This is a genomic window from Nocardia sp. NBC_01377, assembly GCF_045040005.1.
GTDB classification, from domain to species: domain Bacteria; phylum Actinomycetota; class Actinomycetes; order Mycobacteriales; family Mycobacteriaceae; genus Nocardia; species Nocardia noduli.
Window position 1 is genome coordinate 7,837,560 of sequence record NZ_CP109566.1, and the last position, 16,181, is coordinate 7,853,740.

A 16,181-nucleotide genomic window follows, 5' to 3' on the forward strand; every position below is an offset into this window, starting at 1 on the left:
TTCTCCCTGTCCCGGCACTGCCTCGACTCCATTCGATCCATGGCGTTTCCGTGGCGCTTCGGCTCGCGCCGTCGCCTACTCCGGTTCTAGCGCATCTGCGTCGCGCCGTGCCTGGTGGACACGCCCACGCCGCAACAGTAGCGCCGAACCCGCGAGAGACGCCGCCATCGACGTCACCAACACCGCGGCCTTCGCCAATTCCTCGGCGGAGCCGTCGCCGATATCACCCAGCGCGAGCTCCGCCACAAGAAGGCTAACGGTGAACCCGATCGCGCCGAGCACCGACAGGGCGAACATATCCCGGTAGCCGAGCCCGGCGGGCCGCTTCGCCACACCCAACCGGATTGCCACCCAGCTGATCCCGAAGATGCCGATCGTCTTGCCGAGCAGCAGGCCGAGGATGATGGCCAGCGAGAGCCGGTCGGTGAACAGTTCGCCGAAAACCTCGGCGTTGAGCGGAACACCCGAGGCGAACAGGGCGAACAGCGGGACGCACAGCCCCGCCGACACCGGTTGGATCAGGTGCTCCAGCCGGGTCGCCGGCGCCTGCTCCTCGTCCGGATCCGGTCGCACCCGGGTCAGCAGGCCGAGTGCGACACCGGCCAGCGTCGGATGGATTCCCGCTTCGTGCAGCGCGTACCAACTCAGCAGGGCCAGTGGGACGTACACGAGCGGGGTGCGGATTCTGCGGTGCTGCGCCAGCGCCCACGCGCCACAGCAGGCCACCGCGGCGAGTAACCACAGCATCGATAGGGTGGCGGTGAACAGCACCGCGATCAGGATGATGGCGACCAGATCGTCGACGACGGCGAGACTCAACAGGAATACACGGGCGCTCGCCGGGATTCGCGATCCGGTCATGGCCAGAACCGCCAGGGCGAACGCGATATCGGTCGCGACCGGTATCGCCCATCCGCGATCCATTCCGGGAACTCCGTGGCCGACGGTGAACGCGATGAGCGCGGGGGTGACCACACCGCCGAGCGCCGCGATGATCGGCAACGCGGCGCGTTTGGGGTCGGCGAGTTCACCGACGACGAGTTCGCGTTTGAGTTCGAGTCCGGCGACGAAGAAGAAGACGGCCAGCAAACCGTCCTTGGTCCAGTCCGCCAGGGTCAGTTCCAGGTGCAGGGGCCCGATCGACAGCACCGTCTCGGTCATGGTGACGTAGCTGTCGCCCCAGGGCGAGTTGATCCACAGCAACGCGATGGCAGCCGCCGCCAGAAGGAGTGTGCCGCCGACGGTTTCGGTCCGTAGGTAGCGGGTGAGTTCCGACCGGACTCGAGTGATCACAGGTTACCTTCCGCGGGGTCGTCCGAGCTGCGGACGCGTGACCCGCCGAATCCAACACCGGGTATTCGCCCGCATGCCGACCAGACTTCCCGGCACACCTCGGGCAATCCTAACGGATGCGGCGGGTGACTCGGATCGCCACCCACCGCGTCCGGGCCGGATCAGGCGCGGTCCGCGCGGATCGCCTCGAAGACGGTGGGGTCGACGAGGGTGGAGGTGTCGCCGAGTTCGCGTCCTTCGGCGATGTCGCGCAGGAGTCTGCGCATGATTTTGCCGCTGCGGGTTTTGGGGAGTTCGGGGACGATGTGGATTTCGCGTGGTCGGGCGATCGGGCTGATCTCCTTGGAGACCTGGGCTTTCAGTTCGGTGATCAGAGCTTCGCCGGTATCGGTGGCGTCGGCGGTGAGGATGACGAAGGCGACGATGCCTTGTCCGGTGGTGGGGTCGGTGGCGCCGACGACGGCGGCTTCGGCGACACCGGAGTGTCCGACGAGGGCGGATTCGACTTCGGCGGTGGAGATGCGGTGTCCGGAGATGTTCATGACGTCATCGACGCGGCCCAGGATCCACAGGTCGCCGTCGGTGTCGAGTTTGGCGCCGTCACCGGCGAAGTACCAGCCTTGTTCGGCGTAGCGGGTCCAGTAGGTTTCGCGGTAACGGTCCATATCGCCCCAGATACCGCGCAGCATCGATGGCCACGGCTGGTCGAGGACGAGGTAGCCGTTGGCTTCGGTTTCGCCGTGTCGGACCGGTGTGCCTTCCTCGTCCACCACCTGGGCTGAGATGCCGGGCAGCGCGGTCATGGCCGCGCCGGGTTTGGTGGCGGTCACCCCGGGCAGCGGGGAGATCATGATGGCGCCGGTTTCGGTCTGCCACCAGGTATCCACGATGGGGGCGGTGCCCGCGCCGATGACGTCGCGATACCAGCGCCAGGCTTCGGGGTTGATGGGTTCGCCGACCGAACCGAGCAGACGCAGGCTGGTCAAATCGTGGGTGTCGGGGATCTGGCGTCCCCATTTCATGAAGGTGCGGATGAGAGTGGGAGCGGTGTAATAGAGCGTGACTCCGTATTTCTCGATGATCTGGAAGTGGCGGTGTTCGTCGGGGAAATTCGGGGTGCCTTCGTAGACGACCTGTGTGACGCGGTTGGACAGCGGTCCGTAGACGATGTAGGAGTGTCCGGTGATCCAGCCGATGTCGGCTGTGCACCAGTAGATGTCGGTGTCGGGTTTGTGGTCGAAGACGGTGTGGTGGGTGTAGCTGGTTTGGGTGAGGTAGCCGCCGCTGGTGTGCAGGATGCCTTTGGGTTTTCCTGTGGTGCCGGAGGTGTAGAGGATGAACAGGGGGTGTTCGGCGTCGAAGGGTTGGGCTTGGTGGGTGGGGGAGGCGTGGGCGATGGTGTCGTGCCACCACAGGTCGCGGTTTTCGGTCCAGGGGACCTCGATGCCGGTGCGGCGAACCACGAGGACGTGTTCGACGGTGTGGGGTTCACCGCCGCTGGTGTCGGTGGAGAGGGCTTGGTCGACGGCGTCCTTGATGGGCGCGGGGATGCCGCGTCGCCATTGTCCGTCGGTGGTGATGATCAGCCGGGCTCGAGCGTCATCGACGCGTTGGCGTAGTGCGGTGGGGGAGAATCCGGCGAAGACCACCGAGTGGGTCAGGCCGAGGCGGGCGCAGGCCAGGATGGCGACGATGGCTTCGGGGATCATCGGCATGTAGACCGCGACGCGGTCGCCCGCGACCAGTCCGATTTCGGTGAGGTAGTTCGCCGCCCGGGAGACTTCGGCGAGCAGTTCGGCGTAGGTGATGGCGCGGGAGTCACCGGGTTCGCCTTCGAAGTGGATGGCGACCTGGTCGCCGTATCCGTCGATGACGTGGCGGTCGACGCAGTTGTAGGCGACGTTGAGTTGCCCGCCGCCGAACCAGGTGGCGACCGGGGCGTCGGTCCAGTCCAGGACTTGGGTGAAGGGTTGGTGCCAGTGCAGGCGGTTGGCTTGCTCGGCCCAGAATCCTTCACGGTCGGCCGCGGCTCGTTGATACAACGAGACATCGGCATTCGCCGCGGCGGCGAACTCCGGGGTCGGTGGGTACGAGTCGTTGTGATCGGCGTTCGTTTCGGTCATCTCGCCTCTTCTTTTCCACGTAACCTGGGCGCACTGTTCGACGCGGCCGGTTCGACAGTAGTCAACGGCCGACGCCGCCGGGCCGGGTGTGTCCACCGGGTTTCGGAACTGTCTCGTTCGCCGGAACCGACGTCGTCCGGCCTGCCCGCCTACCACCTCGGGCGACGGCGAACCTTCGGCCGATCGGCGATCTTTCCCTGTTTCTCTCATGTTGCCGCATTGGTAACAAGCGCACCGAACCTTGCTCGATCCGGTGACAGCGCCGCCACCGATGGCTAATCTCCGAAACGTTCCTGGTGGATCGGATCGGGCACACCATGGTCGTCGCGTGCCCGCCGAACTGCTCGATGCCGAATTCGGGAGAACGCGTTGAGATTCCACAGAGTTACCGCGTTGACCGCGGCGCTGGTGCTGGCCTCGAGCCTCGGACTGTCCGCGTGTTCCTCCGGCGACACCGCCGATCCCGCCATCGTCACCACCAACGGCGGTGAGCCGCAGAATCCGCTGATACCAACCAACACCAACGAGAATTACGGCGGGCGGGTCGTCGACAGATTGTTCGCGGGTCTGAAGTACTACGACAACAAGGGTGTCGCCCACGACGAGATGGCCGAATCCATCACGACGACAGATCGCAAGAACTATCGCATCGTCTTGAAACCGGACTGGAGGTTCACCGACGGCACCCCGGTGACGGCGAAGTCCTTCGTCGATGCCTGGAACTACGGGGCGCTCGGCGCCAACGCGCAGTTGCAGAGTTACGTCTTCACCCCGATCGCCGGATTCGACGAAGTGTCGGCGGAAAAGCCGACGGCACAGACGATGTCGGGCCTGAAGGTCGTCGACGATCGCACGTTCACGGTGGAGTTGAAGCAGCCGTCCATCGACTTCGAGACCGAACTCGGCTACGCGCCGTTCTATCCGCTGCCCGAATCCGCGTTCGCCGATATGCGGGCCTTCGGCGAGAACCCGATCGGCAACGGGCCGTACAAGTTCGCGAATAACGGCGCGTGGGAGCACAACGTCAAGATCGACCTCGTGCCGAATCCGGACTATCGCGGCGGACGCCCGGCCAAGAACAAGGGTCTGCGTTTCGTCATGTACCAGTCCTTCGACACCGCGTACTCCGATCTGCAAGCGGGCAATCTCGACACCCTCGACACCATTCCCGACAGCGCGCTGACCACCTACGAAGCCGATCTCGGCGACCGCGCCATCACCAAGCCCACCGCGCAGAATCAACACATCGGGGTCCAGGCCGCGGTGCCGCATTTCAGCGGCGAGGAGGGTTTGCTTCGCCGCCGGGCGATTTCGATGGCGATCAACCGGGAACAGATCTGCGAGACCATCTTCAACGGAACCAGGCTGCCCGCCCGTGACTACACCGCGAGCACCCTGCCCGGATTCGACGGCAATCTGCCCGGTTCGGAAGTGCTGAAATACAACCCGACCGAGGCCAAGCGGTTGTGGGCGCAGGCCGACGCGATCGCGCCGTGGACCGGCCGCTACGAGATCGCCTACAACTCCGACGGCGGTCATCAGGCCTGGATCGAGGCCGTGGCCAACAGTGTGAAGAACACCCTCGGCATCGACGCGGTCGGCACGCCGTATCCGACGTTCAAGAACATCCGCGATCTCGTGAACGCCGGAACGATCGGAAAATCGTTCCGATACGGCTGGCAGGGCGATTACCCGACCATGCTGCAGTTCCTGACCTCGCAGTACTACAGCTTCTCCGATACGAACAACGTCGACTACAAGAATCCCGAATTCGACCGACTGCTGGACGCCGCGCTCGCCGCGCCGACCCAGGAGGAGTCCTACCGGATCGTTGCACAGGCCCAAGCCCTGTTGATCAGGGATATGGCCGATATCCCGATATTCGACTACGTCGCGGCCGCCGGGCACTCGGACCGGGTGACCAAGGCCGAACTGGCGTGGAACGGCCTGTTCGACTTCGAGAATATCGAGAAGTAGCCGCCAGGCCCGGCCGTGCCGCCACCTCCGGCGGCACGGCCGCGCCGTTCACCCAGGAGACGATATGGCCTGGTACATCGTGCGGCGTCTACTCCAGATGATCCCGGTTTTCCTCGGGGCGACGTTGCTCGTCTACGCGATGGTTTTCCTTGTTCCCGGTGACCCGATCCAGGCGCTCGCGGGCGATAAACCGATGACCCCCGCGGTGGAAGCCCAACTCCGGGCGCGCTACCACCTGGACGAGCCGTTCTTCGTGCAGTACCTGCTCTACCTGAAGGGGATCGTCACCCTCGATTTCGGCACCGCGTTCTCCGGCAGGCCGGTGCGTGACGAACTCGCCCGCGCCTTCCCGATCACGATCGAACTCGCGTTGATGGCGGTGCTGATCGAAGGCGTGTTCGGCGTGATCTTCGGCCTGATCGCGGGCCTGCGCAAAGGCAGGCTGTTCGATTCGACCATGCTGGTGGTCAGCCTGATCATCATCGCGGTGCCGATTTTCGTCACCGGATTCCTCGCCCAATTCCTGCTCGGCGTGAAATGGGGAATCGCTCCGGTGACCGTCACCGGGCACGCGAGTTTCGGGGAACTGCTCGTTCCCGCGCTCGTCCTCGGGTCGCTGTCGTTCGCGTACGTGCTGCGGCTGACGCGCAACTCGGTGGCGGAGAACATGTCCGCCGACTATGTCCGCACCGCAACCGCGAAGGGTCTGGGCAGACCGCGCGTGGTCACCGTGCACATCCTGCGCAATTCCTTGATTCCGGTGATCACCTTTCTCGGCGCCGACCTCGGCGCGCTGATCGGCGGGGCCGTGGTCACCGAGGGCATCTTCAATATTCCCGGTGTCGGCGGCACGCTGTACCAGGCGATCACGCGCGGTGAGCCGCCAACCGTTGTCTCCTTTGTGACGGTGCTGATCGTCGTCTTCCTGATCGCGAATCTGGTCGTCGATCTGCTGTATGCCGCGCTCGACCCGAGGATCCGCTATGCCTGATCTGGGTAAGTATTCAGCGGAGAATTCCGGGCCGCGCCAGCCGTATTTCCTCGCCCCACCCGACGAGGTGGAAGTACTCGTCACCGATCGGGTGGAGGAATCGGGCGCGCCGCGCGGCATTCTCGGCGACGCCTGGCGTCAATTGCGGCGCAATCCGATCTTCCTCGTCGCGGCGGTGATGATCGTGGTCGTCGTGCTCATGGTGGTGTGGCCCGGACTGTTCACCGACCAGGATCCGCGTTACTGCCACGGCGATTTCAGCATGGATCCGCGTGGACCCGGTCATCCCTTCGGGTTCGACAAGCAGGGGTGCGACGTCTTCGCGCGGACCATTCACGGTGCCCGCGCATCGGTTTTGACCGGATTGGGCGCCACCGCGATGTTCCTTCTCATCGGCGGAACGCTCGGCGCGCTGGCCGGTTTCTACGGCGGCCTGCTCGATTCGGTCGTCTCGCGTATCGCGGAGATCTTCTTCGCCATCCCGCTCATGCTGGCGGCGATCGTGATCATGCAATTGCTCGACCAGCGCACCATCTGGACCGTCATCGTGATTCTGGCCGCGTTCACCTGGCCGCAGGCCGCTCGCATCACACGCAGCGCGGTCATCGAGTCGAAGAACAGCGAGTACGTCACCGCGGCCAAAGCATTGGGAGTCTCGCGAATACGCGTGCTGATACGTCACGTGCTGCCGAATTCGGCGGGACCGCTGATCGTGGTCACCACGATCTGGCTCGGGGTTTTCATCGTGACCGAGGCGACGCTGTCCTACCTCGGCGTCGGACTGCCGCGCACCGTCGTCTCCTGGGGTTCGGATATCGACACCAACCAGCAACAACTGCGTGGCGGTTCGCCGATCCTGTTCTATCCCGCGACGGCACTGGCGCTGACCGTCCTGAGTTTCATCCTGCTCGGCGACGCCCTGCGTGACGCGCTCGATCCGAAGGCGAGGAAACGATGACCGGCGAGATATCCGACCGCCCCCTGCTCGAGATCGACGACCTCACCGTCTGTTTCACCTCGGAGGGACAACAGGTTCCCGCGGTGCGCGGGGTGAGTCTCTCGGTCTATCCCGGCCAGACCGTCGCGATCGTCGGCGAATCGGGTTCGGGCAAGACGACCACCGCGCACAGCGTCATCGACCTGCTGCCAGGCACGGGCCGGGTGACCTCGGGTTCCGTCGTCTTCGACGGCAAAGCCCTGACCGGGGCGTCGAAGAAGGACATCGTCGCGGTGCGAGGCAGGGGCATCGGGCTCGTGCCGCAGGATCCGATGTCGAATCTGAATCCGGTGTGGAAAGTCGGCTTCCAGATCCGGGAGACATTGGAAGCCAACGGGATCGCGAAAGGTAAGGCCGCCGCGCGACGCGCCGTCGAACTGCTCGAGGAAGCGGGAATGCCCGACGCCCAGCGCCGCGTCAACCAGTATCCGCACGAATTCTCCGGCGGGATGCGTCAGCGCGCGCTGATCGCGATGGGGTTGGCGTGCAGGCCCAAACTGCTGATCGCCGACGAACCGACGTCCGCGCTCGACGTCACCGTGCAACGTCAGATCCTCGACCATCTCGCCGCGATGACCACCGAACTCGGCACCGCCGTGCTGCTCATCACCCACGACCTCGGACTCGCCGCCGAACGCGCCGAACACCTCGTGGTGATGTATCGGGGCAAGGTGGTGGAATCCGGTCCGGCGCTGCGTATTCTGCGCGACCCCCGACATCTCTACACCAAGCGACTCGTCGCGTCGGCGCCCTCCCTGGCCTCGCAGCGACTGTCCTCGGTACGTGAGCGCATAGCGGTGCGTGAACAGGCGGTTCGAGTCGCCGAGGACGCGGGCGGTGACGCCCCCACCGATGTGGTGGTCGCACGGAATCTGACCAAGGAGTTCGCGATCCGGGGCGCGCGACCATGGTCGTCGACCGTGTTCAGGGCGGTCGACGATGTCGGATTCCGGCTGAAACGCGGCACGACCACCGCGATCGTGGGCGAATCCGGTTCGGGCAAGTCGACGCTGGCGCAGATGGTCCTCGGCCTGCTCGAGCCGACCTCGGGCTCGGTGACCTTCGACGGTCAGCAGATCGCGAGGCTGGATCGCAAGGGCGCCTTCGCCTTCCGTCGCAGGGTGCAGCCGATTTTCCAGGACCCGTACGGTTCCCTCGATCCCATGTACTCGATCTTCCGCACGATCGAGGAACCGCTGCGCACCCATCGGATCGGCACGGCGAGGGAACGTGAGGCAGCGGTGCGCGATCTGCTCGACAAGGTGTCGCTGCCGCATTCGGTGATGCGTCGCTACCCGAACGAACTGTCGGGCGGTCAGCGGCAGCGGGTGGCGGTGGCGCGCGCGCTCGCGCTTTCCCCCGAGGTCGTGGTCTGCGATGAGGCGGTCTCGGCACTGGATGTCCTGGTTCAGGCGCAGATCCTGAAATTGCTCAACGACCTGCAAGCCGAACTCGGGCTGTCGTACCTGTTCATCAGCCACGACCTGGCCGTTGTCCGCCAGATCGCCGACGAGGTGCTGGTCATGCGAGCGGGCCGGGTGGTGGAGTCCGCTCCCACGAGCGAGGTGTTCGACAGTCCGAAAGAGGAGTACACGCGGCGGCTGCTGGAGGCCATACCCGGGCGTGACCTGTTGACGGGGTGAATCGGGCGACGGCTAGCCTCGTATTCCGTGACCGATCCGCTACAGCCCTTGGTCGACCTGCCCGGCGTCCGCGATGCCGCCGACCGTGCCCGTGACGCGCTCGCCGCGGTACACAGGCACAAATCGAATCGGCGCGGCTGGGTGACCACCGCCGCCGAAGCCGCGGTTCGCGCCGCGCGTTCGTCCTCGGCCGTCGACGGTGGCAGTACCGAGCTCCGCCCCGACGGTCACGTCGATGATCCGATCCTGGCCGGGGCCCTCCGGGTGGGACAGGCCCTCGACGGCGACGCGCTGCGCAACCTGGTCGGCGTCTGGCAACGTGCGCCGCTACAGGCGCTGGCACGACTGCATCTGCTCGCCGCCGCCGATATGGTCGAGGACGAGACGCTGCTCGGCCGTCCGCGTGCCGACCGGGGGATTTCCGAGCGCCTGGATCTGCTCGCGCAGACCGCCCTGGGCTCCACCGCGCCCGCCCCGGTCATCGCGGCGGTGGTGCACGGCGAACTGCTCACGCTCCGTCCCTTCGGCACCGCCGACGGTGTCGTCGCGCGCGCCGCGTCGCGGCTGGTCGCGGTGTCGAGTGGGCTGGACCCGCACGGCCTCGGTGTGCCCGAGGTGTTCTGGTTGCGGCGGCGGCAGGCCTACCTCGACGCGGCCGCCGGTTTCGCCACGGGAACCCCGGACGCGGTGGGAGGCTGGACGATCCTGTGCTGCGGCGCGCTGGAGGACGGGGCGCGAGAGGCTACCTCGATCGCGGATTCGGCCGCCGGATGAGTTCCGCGCGGTGATCGCGCGGAACGTGCCCCGAGGGGGTGCGGACATCGAAGCGGGCGGCGTAGTCAACGACGACCTCACCGCCCGCTAGCACGGACTACCCGGTTACCAGGCGTGCTCGGTGGGTTGTGTTCCGCGGCCTCGGCGATGCTCCGGACTGCGTCGGTTAATCCCCGCAACCTGTGCGAGGCTCTCGCCGCCGGAATCCGAATCTCGCAGGCCCACAACGCTTCTGCCCTTGTAGCGGCGTGCTCCGCGTGGGTGCCTGGTGTCCGTGCTGGGAAGTACGATCGGGAGACTCGACCTTCTCTTCCGGTCCAGCCTTGGCCTTTCGCCCTCCGTAGCTACCTTTCTACACTGTGACGGGTCTCACTTCAAGGCTTCGTCAAGCATTGAATATCCGGGGTGTCACCCGGCGTTTCGTGGTCGGATCGCCGTTCGACCTGCCTCTTGTCGGCCCGCGGGGGACCGTCGGGTTTCAGCGCCGCCCGCGCAGGATCCGGTAGGTGATCGCGCCCGCGATTATCGCGCTGAGCCCGACCGCGGCGGTCGCGGCGACCGTGGTCGAGGACGGAGTCTGGAATCGCGCCCACAGCGAGACCGGATTGGAGAAGGTCAGAATCGGCCAGCCCCGCGCCGTCGCCTCGCGTCGCAGCGCGCGATCTGGATTCACCGCCGTCGGGTGGCCGACCGCGCTCAACATGGGGATATCGGTGACCGAATCGGAGTACGCGTAGCACTGGGCGAGATCGTAACCCTCACTGGCCGCGAGCTTTTCGATCGCGGTCACCTTGCCCTCGCCGTAACAGTAGAACTCCAGCTCGCCGGTGTACGCGCCGTTCTCCACCACCATCCGGGTCGCCGCGGTGTGTGACGCGCCGAGTACTTCGGCGATCGGACCGACGATCTCCTCGCCCGAGGCCGAGACGATGACGACATCGTGTCCCCGGATCTTGTGGTCGGCAATGAGATCGGCGGCCTCGGCGTAGACGAGCGGGTCCACGAGCTCGTGCAACGTCTCGGCCACAATGGATTTCACCTGTTCGACGTCCCAGCCCGCGCACATATCGGTCAGGTGGGCGCGCATCCGCTCCATCTGATCGTGGTCGGCGCCGGAGAGCAGGAACAGGAAATGCGCGTAGCTGCTTTCCAATACGGCGCGGCGGTTGAGCAGGCCCTGCGCGAAGAACGGCTTGCTGAAGACGAAGGTGCTCGACTTCGCGATCACCGTCTTGTCCAGGTCGAAGAACGCGGCGACCCGCGCAGCGGTCGGTTCGTCCGGAGACGCCGTGAACGGCGCGGTCCGGTCCGGAACCGATCTGTGCTCGCCCTGGCCCGTCACTCGTACAGGATAGGTGCTCGTGTCGGGCGCGCACGTCCGGACGCTGCCCGGGCGCTCTCGCCGGGCGAATCGCATGCCGCGCGAACCCTTGTTCGCGGGCCGGGAAGCCGGACGCCGGAGGTTTGCCGGAGGCCCGCCGGGCCGGTGGGTACGACAAAGTTCTCCCGCGTCAGACTTGCGTTCTGGGCGGGACTTGGGTGTAGTATTGCTGGCACCTGGACATAGTCCAGGCGCGTTCAGCCCGACCCCCCGGGGCTGAACCCCGACGACCCCAGCCTCCTCCCCCCCCGGCTGGGGTCGTCCTCTATTCCGGGGTGGATCACCTGCTGTTTTCCGGTCGCGAATTCATCCACAGCAGGCGAGTTATCCACATTCGGCATATCGGGGCTGTCGCACGGGCGCCATCTCAACCACGCTGACCTGCATGGATTCCACTCCGGATCGGATGGTCACCACCCCGCCCGCCCTTGTTCTCATCGGGGATACGCGGCTGCGCGACGAGGTCCGCCGCATCGCGGCCGCCGCCGAACGCGCGCTCGACGAGCGCGATGTTCCCGTCGGCCGTCACACCTGGGCTTCTGCCCCTTTGGTGATCCTCGACACACCCGCTGCCATGGCCTGTGCCGAGGCCGGAAACCCCCGGAGAATCGGCGTCGTCCTGGTCACCGAGGGCGAGCCGGAACTGGCCGATTGGCAGTGCGCGGCCGCCGTCGGCGTGGAGCGGGTGATCGCGCTGCCCGGCGCCGCCGTCGGGCTTATCGAGAAGTTTGCTGAGCACGGTGAGTACCGCGCGGGAGACGGTGTCGTCGTGGCGATCGCGGGTGCGGGAGGCGGCGCGGGCGCCTCCGTTCTCGCGGCCGCGACAGCGCTGCGTTCGGCCGCGCGCAAGTTCCGTCCCGACACCGTCCTGGTCGACGGAGCGCCGCTCGGCGGTGGCCTCGACCTGCTGCTGGGCATCGAGACGGTGTCGGGACTGCGCTGGCCCGATCTGGTCGTCGAAGACGGGCGGGTTTCGGCGGGCGCGCTGCACGACGCCCTCCCCGCCGCCGCGCCAGGACTGTGCGTGCTCGCCTGCGGGCGCGGTGGTGCCGGCCGATTGCCGGGGGAGATCGGCGCCGCCGCGGCCCACGCTGTGATCGAAGCAGGCCGTGCCGCAGGCGATCTCGTCATTTGTGATGTTTCGGGCGAGCGAGGCCCGCACGCGGACCGGATGATCGACTGCGCGGATCTCGTCGTGCTCGTCGTTCCCGCTCAGCTGCGCGCCATCGCGGCGGCCGAATCCGTGGCGACGCGGATACGTCAGCGAAATCCCAATCAGGGCTTGGTGGTTCGTGGGCCTGCACCCGGCGGGCTGCGAGGAGCGGAGGTCGCCGAACTCCTCGACCTCCCGCTGCTCGCCGCCGTCCGGGCCGAAGGCGACCTTCCCGCCCGGCTGGAAAGGGGCGGTCTCACCCTGCGGCGCGGCCCCTTGCGCAGCGCGGCCGACGCGATCCTCTCGGTCCTGAGCGCACCCGCCCTCCAGGGTGTGCGATGACCGGGACCGGAGATTCCCGCCGCGGTGCGGACGGGCAGACCGGTCGGCGTTCGGCGGCGCAGTCCCGCTCCGAACCGACCGGCCGAGAGAGTACCGGTCGTCTCACCACCTGTCGTGGGTGCAGGGCGCGCTTCGCGCGAACAACGGGTCGGCCGCGATGAACGCGGCGACTACGAACACGGTGGTGACGGAGGAACTGCTCGGCCGGGTCCGCGAGCGATTGGCGAGCGGTTCGGCCGATCCCGACCCGGCGCGTGTGGTCGCGGCTGTCCGCGCGGAGGCGGGAGGCGTACTCGGCGACACCGATCTGCTCCGCGCGCTGCGCCTGCTCCAGACCGAGATGACCGGTGCGGGAGTGCTCGAACCGCTGCTGCGCGACCCGGGGGTCGCCGATGTCCTCGTCACCGCACCGGACGCGGTGTGGATAGATCGCGGCCGTGGGCTGGAGAAGACCGAGGTCACCTTCGCCGACGAGGCGGCGGTCCGCCGCCTCGCGCAACGGCTTGCCCTCTCGGCGGGACGTCGTCTCGACGACGCGCAGCCGTGGGTGGACGGCAAACTGCCGGGAACCGAAGCGGCGCTCGGTGCTTCGTTCGGCGTGCGGCTGCACGCCGTGCTCGCCCCGATCGCGCACGGCGGCACCTGTCTGTCGCTGCGCGTTCTGCGTCCCGCGACCCAGGGGCTGTCCGCCCTGGTATCGGCCGGTTCGATCCCCGTCGAGGTCGAACCACTGCTGCGGGACATCATTCGGTCGCGCCTTGCGTTCCTCGTCGTCGGTGGTACCGGCGCGGGAAAGACGACCTTGTTGTCGGCGCTGTTGGCCGAGGTGGATTCGCGGGAGCGGGTCGTCTGCGTGGAGGACGCCGCCGAACTCGCGCCACCGCACCCCCATGTCGTCCGGTTGGTCGCGCGCACCGCGAATGTGGAAGGCATCGGTGCCGTCACGGTTCGCGACCTCGTCCGCCAGGCGTTGCGGATGCGGCCCGACCGCATCGTCGTCGGAGAGGTTCGAGGAGCCGAGGTCGTCGATCTCCTAACGGCGTTGAACACCGGCCACGACGGCGGTGCGGGAACCGTCCACGCGAACTCGCCGCGCGAAGTCCCGGCCCGCCTGGAGGCGCTCGCGGCTCTCGGAGGCATGGACAGGTCGGCCTTGCACAGCCAACTGGCCGCCGCCGTGCAGGTCGTTCTGCACGTCCACCGCCGCGCCGACGGATCACGCGGATTGCGCGAGATCGGCGTCCTCGAACGCAACCGGCACGGACACGTCCGGGTCGTTCCCGCATGGCGCTGTGACACCGACGCCACACCGGCGCGGGCCGCGCTCACCGGTCTGCTCGCGGCGCGGGCCACGCCCTCGGCCCACGAGGGTGCGCGGTGACGGCCGCGGCGGTCAGCCTGGCGTTAGCGCTGGTGATCGTGCCACGGCCCGCCGCGGCTCGACGTCGGGAACGGCTGTTCGGGAACACGCCGATCGTTCGACACGGCACGCGTCGCCCCGCGGTCGGTATCGCGGTCGCGATCGCCGCCGTCGTCATGATGGTGCTCGGAATCGGCCCGGTGATCGCCGCGGCGCTGGTGGGAGCGACCACCGTGGTCAGGGCGCGGAAAGTGCGCCGCGATCGTCGGCGTGCGACGGAGAACACCCATCTCCTGGAAGCCCTCGAGGCGGTCATCGGGGAATTGCGGGTCGGCGCGCATCCGGGTGCCGCGGCAGGCGTCGCGGCGGAGGAAGCACGGGGAGTCGCCGCGCACGCGTTCGCGATCGGTGCGGCGCGCGGCAGGCTCGGTGGTTCGGCGGCGGAGGGATTACGCCTACCGGATGCGGTCGTCGCCGACGAACTCGACCGCATCGCCGACGCCTGGCAGGTCGCAGAACAGCATGGACTCGCGCTCGCCGAATTACTCACCGCGGCCCGCACCGATCTGCTCGGCCGCATCCGCTTTCGTGCGCGTACCGACGCCGCGCTGGCGGGTGCGCGTGCCACGGCCGCTGTCCTCGCCGGGCTTCCGCTGCTCGGTGTCGGTCTCGGCCAGCTCATGGGCGCCGCGCCACTGCGGGTGCTGTTCGGTTCTGGTCCGGGAACGATCCTGTTGCCGCTCGGCGCGGGACTGATCTGCGCGGGTCTGCTGTGGACCGATGCCATCACGGGAAAGGCACTCGTATGAATCGCCGTGGGATGTGCTCGAAGTCGATGAGAGATGGGCGGGGTGCTCGTGGCCGCGATCGCTTTCTTGCTGCTCGCCGTCGCCGTGCTGGTTCTGCCGGGACGGGCCGCCGTCGGCCGACGATTGCGCGCGGCGAATCCGCACGGCGCGGAAACCTCGGCGCGCGGTCGACCGCGGGTCGAAACGACCGACCCGCTCGCGGTGTCCTCGGTATTCGACCTACTCGCAGCCTGTCTACGAGCCGGTATGCCGATGGCGAGTGCCGCCGCGGCCGTGGCTTCCGGTGCGCCGGAAGTCCTGCGCGAAGCGCTTGTTCGCTCGTCCGGCCTGCTGGAGCTCGGTGCCGACGCGACGGCGGCGTGGGAACGCGCGGTGCGCGACGCGAGTGGGCGACCGGGTGCCGAGGATGTCGAAGCGCTGGCGCGGATGGCGCGGCGCTCGGCTCGCTCCGGCTCCTCGCTCGCCACGGCCATCGGCGAATTGGCGGAACAGCGGCGCGGTGCGGCGGCGGATGTGGCAGCCGCACGCGCCGAACGTGCGGGGGTGCTCATCGCGGGGCCGCTCGGCCTGTGCTTCCTGCCCGCATTCCTCTGTCTCGGCATCATTCCGGTCGTGGTCGGCCTGGCCGCGCATGTCCTCGGTGGTGGTCTGCTCTGACCGCTTCCGGTTCATCGGTCCTCGCGTGGTTCTGGGGTGTCGATGCGACGACCGGCCGGAATTGGACCGGGTGGCGGCCGCACAAGTTGTGGCCCGCCGTTGCGTCACGTGCTGATCGGCCGCACAGCATGCGGTCCTGGGATACGCACTCCGCGTACACCGCCGAGCCGATCCGCATTGCGCGGGTCGAGGTGCATACCGAGCCGGAGTGCGCGAGTTCACACACTGTCGGAACTTGCCCGCGCGGAGCAGCCGCTCGGGCCGAGGGGAGAGGGGCACATGGTGCGAGGCGACGATGTCGAGGTTGCGGTGAAACATGGGGCGGAGGCGCGATTCGAGAGGACACCCCCGGCCTCTCGTCCCCCGAACGCGCCGGTCTCCGGCGTGGCGAGGGCCGCTCCGGTAATGCCGTGCGATCCGACCCGGCAGGTCTCGACCGTCCGTCCGATCCGTTCCACACCACAGCGAATCCAGCTGTCACTGTGGAAGATTCGATACCGAATCATGCGCGCGGTGGTCGCCGAGGAGGGCATGTCCACCGCCGAATACGCGATAGGGACTATCGCGGCGGCGGCATTCGGCGCGGTGCTGTACGGCGTCGTCACCGGCGATTCGATCGTCGACGCGCTGACCAAGATTATCGAGCGGGCGCTCGACACGGCGGTCTGACCTCGTGGTTCC

At 67.4% G+C, this 16,181-nt stretch carries 13 protein-coding genes; 10 read left to right on the top strand and 3 right to left on the bottom strand.

Going from position 1 to position 16,181, the window contains the following annotated elements:
- Positions 1 to 75: 75 nt before the first annotated feature.
- Both nhaA and acs read right to left on the bottom strand, forming a co-directional pair.
- Positions 76 to 1,293 carry a Na+/H+ antiporter NhaA gene (nhaA, locus tag OG225_RS36085; RefSeq protein WP_405179195.1) on the bottom strand — a complete coding sequence of 406 codons (1,218 nt, stop codon included), beginning with the start codon at positions 1,291 to 1,293 and terminating at the stop codon, positions 76 to 78.
- 161 nt (positions 1,294 to 1,454) lie between these two features.
- Positions 1,455 to 3,416 (bottom strand): acetate--CoA ligase, encoded by a 1,962-nt coding sequence (gene acs / locus OG225_RS36090; protein ID WP_405179196.1) that lies wholly within the window; start codon positions 3,414 to 3,416, stop codon positions 1,455 to 1,457.
- 369 nt (positions 3,417 to 3,785) lie between these two features.
- Here acs and OG225_RS36095 point away from each other — a divergent pair, with 369 nt between their 5' ends.
- The 5 genes from OG225_RS36095 (at position 3,786) to OG225_RS36115 (ending at position 9,798) form a co-directional block, all read left to right on the top strand.
- Positions 3,786 to 5,393 (top strand): ABC transporter substrate-binding protein, encoded by a 1,608-nt coding sequence (locus OG225_RS36095; protein WP_405179197.1) that lies wholly within the window; start codon positions 3,786 to 3,788, stop codon positions 5,391 to 5,393.
- Between the two features lie 64 nt (positions 5,394 to 5,457).
- Entirely contained in the window at positions 5,458 to 6,384 is a 927-nt protein-coding gene (locus OG225_RS36100; RefSeq protein WP_405179198.1) for an ABC transporter permease, read from the top strand.
- Positions 6,377 to 7,342: an ABC transporter permease gene (locus OG225_RS36105; protein ID WP_405179199.1), complete on the top strand. Its 966-nt coding sequence runs from the start codon at positions 6,377 to 6,379 to the stop codon at positions 7,340 to 7,342. The genes OG225_RS36100 and OG225_RS36105 overlap by 8 nt, the downstream gene beginning before the upstream one ends.
- On the top strand, positions 7,339 to 9,024 hold the full coding sequence (locus OG225_RS36110) for a dipeptide ABC transporter ATP-binding protein (protein ID WP_405179200.1): 1,686 nt from the start codon (positions 7,339 to 7,341) through the stop codon (positions 9,022 to 9,024). The genes OG225_RS36105 and OG225_RS36110 overlap by 4 nt, the downstream gene beginning before the upstream one ends.
- 27 nt (positions 9,025 to 9,051) lie before the next feature.
- On the top strand, positions 9,052 to 9,798 hold the full coding sequence (locus OG225_RS36115; RefSeq protein WP_405179201.1) for an oxidoreductase: 747 nt from the start codon (positions 9,052 to 9,054) through the stop codon (positions 9,796 to 9,798).
- Between the two features lie 478 nt (positions 9,799 to 10,276).
- Here OG225_RS36115 and OG225_RS36120 read toward each other — a convergent pair whose 3' ends face one another.
- Positions 10,277 to 11,140, bottom strand: a complete 864-nt coding sequence (locus OG225_RS36120; protein ID WP_405179202.1) for an HAD-IB family hydrolase — start codon at positions 11,138 to 11,140, stop codon at positions 10,277 to 10,279.
- 424 nt (positions 11,141 to 11,564) lie between these two features.
- On the opposite strand from OG225_RS36120, the gene ssd reads away from it, so the two are divergent.
- The 5 genes from ssd (at position 11,565) to OG225_RS36145 (ending at position 16,169) form a co-directional block, all read left to right on the top strand.
- Positions 11,565 to 12,674, top strand: coding sequence for a septum site-determining protein Ssd (gene ssd, locus OG225_RS36125; protein WP_405179203.1), 1,110 nt, complete (start codon positions 11,565 to 11,567; stop codon positions 12,672 to 12,674).
- 157 nt (positions 12,675 to 12,831) lie between these two features.
- Positions 12,832 to 14,055: a TadA family conjugal transfer-associated ATPase gene (locus OG225_RS36130; protein WP_405179204.1), complete on the top strand. Its 1,224-nt coding sequence runs from the start codon at positions 12,832 to 12,834 to the stop codon at positions 14,053 to 14,055.
- Positions 14,052 to 14,843 (top strand): type II secretion system F family protein, encoded by a 792-nt coding sequence (locus OG225_RS36135; RefSeq protein ID WP_405179205.1) that lies wholly within the window; start codon positions 14,052 to 14,054, stop codon positions 14,841 to 14,843. The genes OG225_RS36130 and OG225_RS36135 overlap by 4 nt, the downstream gene beginning before the upstream one ends.
- A gap of 33 nt (positions 14,844 to 14,876) precedes the next feature.
- Entirely contained in the window at positions 14,877 to 15,500 is a 624-nt protein-coding gene (locus tag OG225_RS36140) for a type II secretion system F family protein (protein WP_405179206.1), read from the top strand.
- A 504-nt stretch (positions 15,501 to 16,004) separates the two neighbouring features.
- Positions 16,005 to 16,169 (top strand): DUF4244 domain-containing protein, encoded by a 165-nt coding sequence (locus tag OG225_RS36145; protein ID WP_109525583.1) that lies wholly within the window; start codon positions 16,005 to 16,007, stop codon positions 16,167 to 16,169.
- Positions 16,170 to 16,181 lie beyond the last annotated feature (12 nt).